Consider the following 11380-nt stretch of genomic DNA (forward strand, 5'->3'; position numbering starts at 1 on the left):
TAATTCACGGTCCTCTGGTACGGTCAAGCCGAAGGGGCCGCAGACTGTGCGGCCCGGCAAGGGCTTAGCCGACGAGGTCCTGCTCCTCAATGGTGATGTTGTGGTTGGTGAACACGCAAATGTCGCCAGCGATATGCAACGAGGTCTCGGCGATTTCGCGTGCCGACAGGTCGGTCTTGAGCAGCAGGGCGCGTGCGGCGGCCTGAGCAAATGCGCCGCCGGAGCCCATGGCGATCAGGCCGTCCTCGGGCTCGACCACATCGCCGTTGCCGGTGATGATCAGCGAGGCGTCCTTGTTGGCGACGGCCAGCATTGCTTCAAGACGGCTCAGCGAGCGATCGGTACGCCAGTCCTTGGCCAGCTCGACAGCTGCACGAACCAGATGCCCCTGGTGTTTTTCCAGCTGGGCTTCAAAGCGTTCGAACAGCGTGAATGCATCGGCGGTTGCGCCAGCGAACCCGGCGATTACTTCACCGTGATAAAGACGGCGCACCTTCTTGGCGTTGCCTTTCATGACGGTGTTGCCCAGAGAAACCTGGCCGTCGCCAGCCATGACGACTTTACCGTGGCGGCGCACTGAAACGATGGTGGTCAAGGGAGAGTCTCCACACTGCGGGGCGAAAATGCCCTGATGCAAACTCATATGGGGGTGTGGGTGAGTATTTCAACCTTGGGGGTAAATCGGGGGGAAATGATCGTACGATTCTTGTCCCAACCCTTTAAGCGGACCGGACGACGCTTCTTTTGTCCGCGATCTCCCTGCTTTTATGGGAGCGGACTTGTCCGCGATGGGCTGAGAAGCGGCCCCAGAATAGGCTGCCTCGGCTGCGCCTGATAAACCGATGCGGCTGGTTTTGCTGCCGGTTCCCGGCAGATCGCGGACAAGTCCGCTCCTACGACGACCCGGCAGAAGCTCCGTTTTTCGTACTCATCGAAACATCGCGATGAGCATGGAAACAGAGGTGCTTTGACTAACGGCTCTGACGCTGTTGCAACAACAGGTTACTAAATCCACCGCTTGCCAGTTGTTTCTGGGCGGTGGTCAGTTGTTCGCGGTTGCTGAACGGGCCGACCAGTACGCGGTACCAGGTTTCATCTTTCACAGTACCTGACTCGACGGTAGACGTCTGGCCCAGCAGGATGATCTGCGCGCGGACTTTCTCGGCGTCAGCCTGTTTGCGGAACGAGCCCGCCTGCAGGAAGAACGTCGTGACTGCTGCCGGCTTGGTCGTGGCAACCGGTGGCGCCGGCGGAGGCGTCAGGCCGCTGAGGGCTGCCTGGGCACGTGCCGTGTCGATCTTGGCTGCCTGCTCCGGCGAGACCGGTGCTGTCGGTGCCACAGGCGGCGGGGTCTTCTCCGGCACGGCTTCGTTCGGCACGATCACTTCCGATTCCGGCAGCAATGTGTAGAAGTCGTACTTCGGCTTGACCGGAGCCGTCGGGCTCGGTGGTGTTTTATTCGCCTCGGCGATCTTCGCGGCCTTGGCGTCCGCCTTGACCCGCTTGACGTCTTCGCCGCCCGGTTCAAGCTTCATCAGAAAGACCACGAACGCACCCACGGTCAAGCCAATCGCCAGCCACAACCATCCTGGAATCGGCTTCTTCGCGGGTGCCTGATAACGGCTGGCGCCCCGCTTGGGTGCCGGTTTCTTCTTCGCAACTGCCAACTTACATACGCTCCAGAGTTTCCAGACCCAACAGGTCCAGGCCTTGCTTGAGGGTGCGGCCGGTCAGGGCAGCCAGACGCAGACGGCTTTGCTGCTGATCGGGATTTTCCGCACCAAGGATCGGGCAGTTTTCGTAAAAGCTCGAAAACAGACCCGCAAGGTCATACAGGTAAGCACAAAGTACGTGCGGTGTGCCTTTTTCTGCGACGTTATTCAATGTTTCAGTGAACTGCGCCAGACGTGCAGCCAGTTCCTGCTCTTGCGGTGCTGCCAGGACAATCTGCCCCTTGCTGGCGTCGAACGGCGTGCCCAGCTTGCGGAATACACCGGCCACACGGGTGTAGGCGTACAGCAGATAAGGCGCGGTATTGCCTTCGAAGCTCAGCATCTGATCGAAGTTGAAGCTGTAATCACTGGCGCGGTGCTTGGACAGGTCAGCGTATTTCACCGCGCTGATGCCCACGGCTTTGGCGATGCTGCGCAGCTCGGCCTCGGCGACTTCCGGGTTCTTTTCCTTCACCAGCGTGTAGGCACGTTCTTCGGCTTCATCGAGCAGGTCGATGAGTTTGACCGTGCCGCCGTCGCGGGTCTTGAACGGACGGCCATCGGCGCCGTTCATGGTGCCAAAACCCATGTGTTCCAGCTGCATGCCGTCGTGGACGAAACCGGCGCGGCGAGCGACTTCGAACACTTGCTGGAAGTGCAGGGCCTGACGCTGGTCGACGAAATACAGCACGCGGTCGGCCTTGAGCACCTTACTGCGGTAGCGGATGGCGGCCAGATCGGTGGTGGCGTACAGGTAGCCGCCACCGGCCTTCTGCACGATCACCGGCAGAGGCGTGTCATCGGCGGTGCGGAATTCTTCGAGGAACACACATTGCGCACCGTTGCTCTCGACCAGCAGGCCAGTGGCTTTCAGATCGTTGACCACGTTGGCCAGGTCATCGTTGTAGGCACTTTCGCCCATCACGTCTGCCGGGGTCAGCTTGACGTTGAGGCGCTCGTAGGTTTCCTGGCAGTGCGACAGCGAGATGTCCTTGAAGCGTGTCCACAGGGCCAGACACTCGGCATCGCCTGCCTGCAACTTGACCACCAGGCCTCGCGCCCGCTCGGCGAACTCTTCGGATTCGTCAAAGCGCTGCTTGGCGGCGCGGTAGAAGTTTTCCAGGTCGGACAGCTCGTCGCTGGTCGCCGGTTTTTCCTGCAGATAGGCCAGCAGCATGCCGAACTGGGTGCCCCAGTCGCCCACATGGTTCTGGCGAATGACTGTGTCGCCCAAAAACGTCAGAACGTTCGCCACGCCGTCGCCAATAATGGTCGAGCGCAAATGGCCAACGTGCATTTCCTTGGCCAGATTCGGTGCCGACAGATCGACGACCACGCGCTGTACAGCGCCCGCCTTGCGGACTGACAGGTGCGCGTCGGCCAGTGCAGCGTCGAGGCGTGCGGCCAGCGCCGCAGTGTTCTGGAAGAAGTTCAGAAAGCCCGGACCGGCAATTTCGACCTTGCTGACCTGCTCGTCGGAAGGCAGGGCGGCGATCAGCTTTTCAGCCAGATCGCGCGGTTTCATGCCGGCAGGCTTGGCGAGCATCATCGCGATATTGCTGGCGAAATCGCCGTGCGTCTTGTCGCGGGCGTTTTCCACCTGAATCGCCGGCGTCAGCCCTTCTGGCAAGACGCCCTCGGTGACGAGACGGGTCAGGGCTTGTTGAATCAGCTGGCGAATGGTGTCTTTCATTGTGCTCTCTTCGACCGCAAGCGCGGTGGCGCTTCGATGCGCGGGTGGAAAAACTCCGCATTATCCGTTGCTCAAGCGTGCTTGCCAACGGCGTGACTTAATAAAGATCCACCGGGTCCACATCCAGCGACCATCTGACCTGTCGTCCGCTGGGCATCTGCTCCAGCGCGAGCAGCCAGGTGGCAAGCAATTTGTGCAGTGGCGCGCGTGCGCTGGACTGTATCAGCAGCTGTGCCCGGTAACGCCCGGCGCGGCGTTCCATAGGTGCCGGAACCGGCCCCAGCAGCTCGATGCCGCCCAGGCCCATTTGCGCAACCAGTTGCTCGGCGTCACTGCAAGCCTGATCGAGAAAGGCTTCGGCCTGCCCCGGCTTGTGCGCTTCGGCGCGCAGCAGGGCGAGGTGTGAAAACGGCGGCAAGCCAGCCGAACGACGCTCGCTCAAGGCCTGCTCGGCGAAGGCGAAATAACCCTGCTCGGTCAGTTGGATCAGCAGTGGGTGATCGGCCAGATGAGTCTGGATGATCACCTTGCCCGGCTCTTCCGCGCGGCCTGCACGACCTGCAACCTGCACGATCAACTGCGCCATGCGCTCGCTGGCCCGGAAGTCACCGGAAAACAGCCCGCCGTCGGCATCCAGAATCGACACCAGCGTTACCCGTGGGAAGTGATGCCCTTTGGCGAGCATTTGCGTGCCCACCAGAATGCACGGCTGGCCGCGCTGGATGGTCGCGAATAACTGATTCATGGCGTCCTTGCGCGAGGTGCTGTCGCGATCCACGCGCAGCACGGGAAAGTCCGGAAACAGGATCGCCAGGCGCTCTTCGGCGCGCTCGGTGCCCGCGCCTACCGGGCGCAAATCCACTTTGCCGCAGGACGGGCACTGGCGCGGTACACGTTCGACATACCCGCAGTGATGGCAGCGCAGCTCGCCCGAGCGCTGGTGCACGGTCATGCGCGCATCGCAGCGCTGGCAGCCAGACATCCAGCCGCAGTCGTGGCACAACAAGGTGGGTGCGAAGCCGCGACGGTTGAGGAAGACCAGCACCTGCTGACCTGCCGCAAGCGTCTGGCCGATAGCCTGCTGCATCGGCCCGGAAATGCCGCTGTCCAGTGGCCTGCTTTTGACGTCCAGGCGCATGAAGCGCGGCTGTTGCGCACCGCCTGCACGCTGGTTCAGGCGTAACAGGCCGTAGCGGCCGGTGTAGGCGTTGTGCAGGCTTTCCAGGGACGGGGTGGCCGAGCCCAGGACAATCGGAATGTTTTCCTGACGGGCCCGCACCAGGGCCAGATCACGGGCGTGATAGCGCAGACCTTCCTGCTGTTTATAGGAGCCATCGTGTTCTTCGTCGATGATGATCAGCCCGGGGTTTTTCATCGGCGTGAACAGCGCCGAGCGCGTGCCGATAATAATGTCGGCCTCGCCATCGCGGGCTGCCAGCCAGGCATCCAGTCGTTCGCGGTCGTTGACTGCCGAATGCAGCAGCGCGATGCGGGCATTGAAGCGCTGTTCGAAACGCGCCAGGGTTTGTGGCCCCAGGTTGATTTCCGGAATCAGCACCAGCGCCTGTTTGCCGGCCTCAAGCGTTTCGCGGATCAGTTGCAGATAGACTTCAGTCTTGCCACTGCCAGTGACGCCAGCCAGCAAAAACGCATGAAAGCTGTCGAACCCGGCACGGATAGCTTCGTAAGCAGCGCGTTGCTCGGTGTTGAGCGGCAATTCAGGCTGGGCCAGCCAGTGTTCATGGCGTGCACTGGGTGCGTGGCTGCGAACCTCGACATATACCAGCTCCTTGGCCAGCAGCAGGTTGAGGCTGTCTTTATTAAGCATCAGCTTGCTCAGCAACTGATGCGCCACGCCATGCGGGTGCTGGGCGAGGGTGGTCAGCGCTTCGCGTTGCTTGGGCGCTCGCGCGATGCGCGGGTCGCCGACGCTGGCACCCGGTGCAACGTGCCAGAAGCGTTCCTGGCGACTTTCGGCCAGTTCGCCCTGACGCAACAGCACCGGCAAGGCCCAGCTCAGCGTGTCGCCCAGGCTGTGCTGATAATACTGCGAGGTCCACAGGCACAGCTTGAACAGCGCGGGCGGCAATGGCGCTTCGCTGTCGAGCAGGGCGATGGCCGGTTTGAGCTTGTCGGCAGGCACTTCGCTGTGATCGACCACTTCCACCAGAATGCCGATCATTTCCCGTCGCCCGAATGGCACCCGCAGACGCATGCCAGGCTGCAGGGCGCTACGCGACACGCCCGCAGGAGCGCGGTAGTCGAACAGGCGGCGAAGCGGCGAGGGCAGGGCAAGGCGCAGGATGGCGTCGGGCACGCGTTGTTTCCCTGTGGTGATAAGTGATGACGGAGGCGCGATCTTAGCAGACGACCGGTGTGAAGGTTCGCTTGCGTCGTTGCAATTGTCTGGTACTATCCGCAGCCTATTTCCGTGCGGTATTCAACAATAGTGTTGGATGGCGGCGCGTTAGACCGAGGAAGTACCGATGAAAGCTGATATCCATCCAGTTTACGAAGCCATTGACGCTACCTGCAGCTGCGGCAATGTCATCAAGACCCGTTCCACCCTGGCCGCTCCGCTGAGCCTGGACGTGTGCAACGAGTGCCACCCGTTCTACACCGGCAAGCAGAAGACGCTTGACGTTGGCGGCCGTGTCGACAAGTTCAAATCCCGTTTCGGTGCGTTCGGCGCTACCAAAGCGAAGTAAGACTGGCTGCCCCATGGGCATCTCCAGACTGCTTGAAAAGGCGCTCCTTGTGGGCGTCTTTTTTATGCCCGCGATTTGGGTGTCCGGCGCGCAGGCCTTCTGTCCTGCGCCTGCTTCGTTGCCGGTTGCACAGGTGCAGCGCGTGGTCGATGGCGACACGCTGCGTCTGAGTGATGGTCGCAGCGTGCGGATGATTGGGCTCAACACGCCTGAGACCGGCAAGAAAGGCCAGTCTGCCGAGCCGTTTGCCGAGGCTGCGAAAAGACGTTTGCAGGCACTGGTGGATGAAAGCGGCGGTCAGATCGGTTTGCGTGTCGGCCAGCAGGGCAAGGACCATTACGGTCGTACTCTGGCCAACGTCTATGATCGCAAGGGTGCAAACCTTGAGGTGCAGTTGCTCAGCGAAGGGCTGGGGTATCTGGTGGCCGTTGCGCCCAACGTTGCGCTGGTCGATTGCCAGCAAGTTGCCGAACGTGCGGCGCGGCAGGCGCAATTGGGTGTGTGGCGCGACCCGCCGGTTCAGCCCTCGACCAGGCTGAGCAAAAGCGGCTTTGCGATTGTGTCCGGTCAGGTCAAGAGCGTGCAACCACCCCGCGATGCTGAGCCCGTCAGGTCGATAGATACTGCCTTTTGGCCAGTTGTCTGGCGATGGGTGGCCGGTTGTTCACGTTTCAGGCATCTAAGCGTAAAGTCTAATCCTGTGCCTATTGACAGCAGTGGCTGGCCAGTCTTGTTAGGACTATGCATCTTGCGTATCCTCGGCGGTCCGTCTGTCCCACAGTAAAAAAAGCGGAATCCAATACATGTCAGATTTGAAAACTGCCGCGCTCGAATACCATGCCAATCCTCGTCCGGGGAAGCTGAGCGTCGAACTCACCAAGCCGACTGCAACCGCTCGTGACCTGGCTCTGGCCTACAGCCCTGGCGTTGCTGAACCCGTGCGTGAAATTGCCCGTGACCCCGAGCTGGCTTACAAGTACACCGGCAAAGGCAACCTGGTAGCAGTTATTTCCGATGGCACCGCTATTCTCGGCCTCGGCGATCTGGGCCCATTGGCCTCCAAGCCGGTCATGGAAGGTAAAGGGGTTCTGTTCAAGCGTTTCGCCGGTATCGACGTTTTCGATATCGAAGTCGATTCCGAAAGCCCACAGGCCTTCATCGACACCGTAAAACGTATCTCCATCACCTTCGGTGGCATCAACCTGGAAGACATCAAGGCACCTGAGTGCTTTGAAATCGAGAAAGCGCTGATCGAACAGTGCGACATCCCGGTTTTCCACGATGACCAGCACGGCACCGCTATCGTGACTGCTGCCGGCATGATCAACGCACTGGAAATTGTCGGTAAAACCCTCGATACCGCGAAGATCGTCTGCCTGGGCGCTGGCGCTGCAGCCATCTCCTGCATGAAGCTGCTGGTGAGCATGGGCGCGAAGATCGAAAACATCTTCATGGTCGATCGTACCGGCGTCATTCACTCCGGCCGTACCGACCTGAACCAGTACAAGGCTGTGTTCGCTCACGCGACCGAGAAACGCTCGCTGACCGATGCGCTGGATGGCGCTGACGTATTCGTGGGCCTGTCAGGTCCTAATCTGCTGAGCGCTGAAAACCTCAAGCTGATGGCCAAGGACCCGATCGTGTTCGCCTGCTCGAACCCGGACCCGGAGATCTCCCCGGAGCTGGCTCACGCCACCCGTAGCGATGTGATCATGGCGACCGGCCGTTCGGATTACCCGAACCAGGTCAACAACGTTCTGGGCTTCCCGTTCATCTTCCGCGGTGCTCTGGACGTTCGCGCCAAGCGTATCAACGAAGAAATGAAGATCGCTGCAGCCAACGCCCTGCGTGAACTGGCCAAACTGCCTGTTCCTCAGGAAGTCAGCGATGCCTACGGCGGTATCAAACTGGAATTCGGTCGTGAGTACATCATCCCGAAACCAATGGACACCCGCCTGCTGGGCTTGATCGCCGATGCAGTTGCCAAGGCAGCCATCGAGAGCGGTGTTGCCACCCTGCCGTATCCGAAGCACTACCCGCTGACCAGCGTGGACGATGTGTTCAAGGGCTGATCCCTGACCCAATAAAAAACCCCTGCAGCGATGCAGGGGTTTTTTTATGCCTGGAATTGAGATTATCGTTCCTCACGCTCCAGCGTGTGAATGCCCTGGGTGACGCTCTGCGTCACAAATCTGCGCCGCGCCGCTGAATCAAAAGAGGACGCGGAGCGTCCGGAACGGCATGCGACGCAGAGCGTCGCACGATAGTTGGGATTAACAGGATAGTTGGGATCATCGTTCCTCACGCTCCAGCGTGGGAATGCCTTGGGTGACGCTCCGCGTCACAAATCTGCGCAGCGCCGCTGAATCAAAAGAGGACGCGGAGCGTCCAGAACGGCATGCGACGCGGAGCATCGCACGATAGTTGGGATTAACGGGATAGTGGGGATCATCGTTCCTCACGCTCCAGCGTGGGAATGCCTTGGGTGACGCTCCGCGTCACAAATCTGCGCAGCGCCGCTGAATCAAAAGAGGACGCGGAGCGTCCAGAACGGCATGCGACGCAGAGCGTCGCACGATAGTTGGGATTAACAGGATAGTTGGGATCATCTTTCCTCACGCTCCCGCGTGGGAATGCCTTGGGTGACGCTCTGCGTCACCTGCCTGCGCAGTGCTATCAGAACAAATCGATCGGTGCTGACTCATCCGCTGGCAACGGGCTGCCCGGTGCGCTGCTGCCGCCCAGTTCGTTGACGCTTGGCGGTGTGTCTTCGCTTTTGAACAGTTCGAAGAACGCGTTCGGCGTGCTGGGCGTGGCAGCGCGGCCGCTCAGTGGGTCTACGCGCAGGCTGAGGATGCCCGGCGGTTCTGCCTGCTGATGCGGTGGCTTGTCCTTGAGTGCAGCGCTCATGTAGTCCATCCAGATCGGCAGGGAGACCGTACCGCCAAATTCATGACGACCAAGGCTTTCAGGCTGATCGAAGCCGCTCCAGACAGTTGTCACATAGTCCGCGTTGTAACCGGAGAACCACGCATCCTTGGAATCGTTGGTCGTACCGGTCTTGCCGGCGATATCCGGCCTGTTCATCGACAGAGCGCGCCGTCCGGTGCCGCGCTTGATTACGTCCTGCAACATGCTGTTCAGAATGTAGGTCGTGCGGCCATCCACAACGCGCTCTGCAACGGCGGGCGCTTGCGGCTGGGCCGGTGTCCCTAGTGGGCCTGCGATCACGCTCGGGCTATCATGCACGGCAAAGGTCGATGTGTTGGGCGCAGTATTGACGTCGTTGGCCGGAACGCTTGGCGGATTGGCCACAAACAGGGTCTGCCCGTCACGGTTCTCGATGGTCTGGATCAGATAAGGACTGACCTTGTAACCGCCATTGGCAAAGGTGGCCCAGCCGGTGGCGATTTCCATGGGGGTCAATGTAGCCGTGCCCAATGCCAGCGACAGGTTGCGCGGCAAGTCTTGCTTGGAGAAGCCAAAGCGGGTGATGTAGTCGATGGTGCTGTCGATACCGAGGGCCTGGAGCAGGCGGATCGATACCAGGTTGCGAGACTTGTACAGCGCCTCGCGCAGGCGGATCGGCCCAAGGAAGGTGTTGGTGTCATTTTTCGGACGCCATACCTTGTCCAGATACTCGTCGACAAACACGATGGGTGCGTCGTTCACCAGACTGGAGGCGGTGTAGCCATTATCCAGTGCAGCGCTGTAGATGAACGGTTTGAAGCTGGAGCCCGGCTGACGCTTGGCCTGCATGGCGCGGTTGTAGTTGCTCTGCTCGAAAGCGAAGCCGCCGACCAGTGCACGAATGGCGCCGTTTTGCGGGTCAAGCGAGACCAGGGCGCTCTGCGCGACGGGAATTTGACTGAATTTCAGCGAACCGTCGTCCTGGCGCAACAGCCGAACAAGATCGCCCACCTTCGCAACATCGCCTGGCTGCTTCGGATTCGCGCCCAGGCTGTTGGTATTCAGATAAGGCCGCGCCCACTTCATGGTGGCCCAATCGACGGTTTCTTCCTTCTCGCCGTTGCGGGTCAGCACGCGCAAGCCGGTCTTGTCGACCTGGGTCACGATGCCGGGCTCGAGGCCATTGATCATGCGTTGTTTGGTCAGTTCCTGTACCCAGTTGGCGCGCGTCATGCCCGGGAAGCGGCTTTCCGGGCCGCGATAGCCGTGGCGCTGGTCGTAATCAATCAGGCCCTGCTGGATGGACTTGTTGGCGTGTTCCTGAAGGTCGCTCGGCACCGTGGTAGTGACGCGGAAGCCCTCTGTATAGGCCTCGCTGCCGTAACGGCCGACCATTTCGGCGCGCGCCATTTCAGCAATGTACGGCGCGTTCACTTCCGGCGTCGGCACGTGATAGCTGGCGTTGAGCGGTTCGTTCAAGGCTGTCTGGTAAGCGGTCTGGTCAATCTTGCCCAGGCGATACATGCGGCCGAGGATCCAGTCGCGGCGTTCCTTGGCGCGGGTCGGGTTGGCCAGCGGGTTGAAGCGTGACGGCGCCTTGGGCAGACCGGCAATCATGGCCATTTGCGCAAGGCTTACATCGCGAATCGATTTGCCATAGTAGACTTGCGCCGCGGCTTCGATTCCGTAGGCGCGGTTACCCAGATAAATCTTGTTGACGTACAGCTCGAGAATCTCGTCTTTGGTAAGTTGGCGCTCGATTTGCAAGGCCAACAGAATCTCGGTGGTTTTGCGTGAAAAGCTTCTTTCGCTGGTCAGGAAGAAGTTTTTCGCGACCTGCATGGTGATGGTACTGCCGCCTGACTGAATATGGCCGCTTTTTACCAGTTGTGTGGCAGCGCGCATCAGGCTGCTCGGGTCGACGCCATAGTGGTTGGCAAAGTTGTCGTCTTCGGCCGATAGCAGGGCGTTGATGAAGTTGGGCGGAATTTCCGCGAAGCGAATCGGCGTGCGGCGCATCTCGCCAAACTCGGCAATCAGCTTGCCGTCGCTGCTGAATACGCGCAGGGGAATTTGCAGTTGAATGCTTCGCAGCGCTTCAACCGATGGCAGGGTCGGGCTCAGGTAGAGAAACGCGCCACTCAGGCCAAGCAACAGCGAGCAGAATACCGCGACGAGGGACCACCAGAAAAACTTCAGCAGGCGTATCAAGGCTTTTGGATTTCCAGAAAAAATAATGGGTTAAGCGCAGGCATTTACAAATGAACACGCCTTGAAGCTTTCTTAAATGAAAAAATCGCTGGGCATTATAAGCATTTTTCGTCCACGAGCGTGATTTGCGCTACTGTCAAGGCTGT

8 protein-coding genes are annotated in these 11380 nt (G+C 60.2%); 3 read left to right on the forward strand and 5 right to left on the reverse strand.

What is annotated here, in order from left to right:
- Positions 1 to 64: 64 nt before the first annotated feature.
- From hslV to FFH21_RS01755, 4 genes are all read right to left on the reverse strand, one after another.
- Positions 65 to 595, reverse strand: a complete 531-nt coding sequence (hslV, locus tag FFH21_RS01740; protein WP_002551644.1) for an ATP-dependent protease subunit HslV — start codon at positions 593 to 595, stop codon at positions 65 to 67.
- A gap of 376 nt (positions 596 to 971) precedes the next feature.
- Positions 972 to 1667 (reverse strand): SPOR domain-containing protein, encoded by a 696-nt coding sequence (locus tag FFH21_RS01745; RefSeq protein ID WP_002551645.1) that lies wholly within the window; start codon positions 1665 to 1667, stop codon positions 972 to 974.
- 1 nt (position 1668) lies between these two features.
- Positions 1669 to 3405, reverse strand: coding sequence for an arginine--tRNA ligase (gene argS, locus FFH21_RS01750; RefSeq protein ID WP_011167461.1), 1737 nt, complete (start codon positions 3403 to 3405; stop codon positions 1669 to 1671).
- 97 nt (positions 3406 to 3502) lie between these two features.
- The gene (locus FFH21_RS01755; RefSeq protein ID WP_005752528.1) at positions 3503 to 5722 is read right to left on the reverse strand and encodes a primosomal protein N'; all 2220 of its coding nucleotides are present in this window, start codon (positions 5720 to 5722) and stop codon (positions 3503 to 3505) included.
- Between the two features lie 169 nt (positions 5723 to 5891).
- On the opposite strand from FFH21_RS01755, the gene rpmE reads away from it, so the two are divergent.
- The 3 genes from rpmE to FFH21_RS01770 are packed head-to-tail and all read left to right on the forward strand — an operon-like array spanning position 5892 to position 8185.
- Complete coding sequence (gene rpmE / locus FFH21_RS01760; RefSeq protein WP_002551648.1) at positions 5892 to 6113, forward strand: 50S ribosomal protein L31; 222 nt, start codon at positions 5892 to 5894, stop codon at positions 6111 to 6113.
- A 13-nt stretch (positions 6114 to 6126) separates the two neighbouring features.
- Positions 6127 to 6897, forward strand: a complete 771-nt coding sequence (locus FFH21_RS01765; protein WP_230383529.1) for a thermonuclease family protein — start codon at positions 6127 to 6129, stop codon at positions 6895 to 6897.
- Between the two features lie 19 nt (positions 6898 to 6916).
- A complete protein-coding gene (locus FFH21_RS01770; protein ID WP_011167463.1) occupies positions 6917 to 8185 on the forward strand; it encodes a malic enzyme-like NAD(P)-binding protein in 1269 nt (422 codons plus the stop codon).
- A 604-nt stretch (positions 8186 to 8789) separates the two neighbouring features.
- On the opposite strand, the gene FFH21_RS01790 is transcribed toward FFH21_RS01770, so the two are convergent.
- Positions 8790 to 11231 carry a penicillin-binding protein 1A gene (locus FFH21_RS01790; protein ID WP_371217760.1) on the reverse strand — a complete coding sequence of 814 codons (2442 nt, stop codon included), beginning with the start codon at positions 11229 to 11231 and terminating at the stop codon, positions 8790 to 8792.
- Positions 11232 to 11380 lie beyond the last annotated feature (149 nt).

The sequence above is a fragment of the Pseudomonas sp. KBS0707 genome (assembly GCF_005937945.2).
In the GTDB taxonomy this organism is placed as follows: Bacteria; Pseudomonadota; Gammaproteobacteria; order Pseudomonadales; family Pseudomonadaceae; genus Aquipseudomonas; species Aquipseudomonas amygdali.

What these genes read in the sequence shown, in the direction of transcription:
- argS (WP_011167461.1), bottom strand. Translation starts at nt 3,405, where the DNA reads ATGAAAGACACCATTCGCCAGCTGATTCAACAAGCCCTGACCCGTCTC.
- rpmE (WP_002551648.1), top strand. Translation starts at nt 5,892, where the DNA reads ATGAAAGCTGATATCCATCCAGTTTACGAAGCCATTGACGCTACCTGC.
- FFH21_RS01765 (WP_230383529.1), top strand. Translation starts at nt 6,127, where the DNA reads ATGGGCATCTCCAGACTGCTTGAAAAGGCGCTCCTTGTGGGCGTCTTT.
- FFH21_RS01770 (WP_011167463.1), top strand. Translation starts at nt 6,917, where the DNA reads ATGTCAGATTTGAAAACTGCCGCGCTCGAATACCATGCCAATCCTCGT.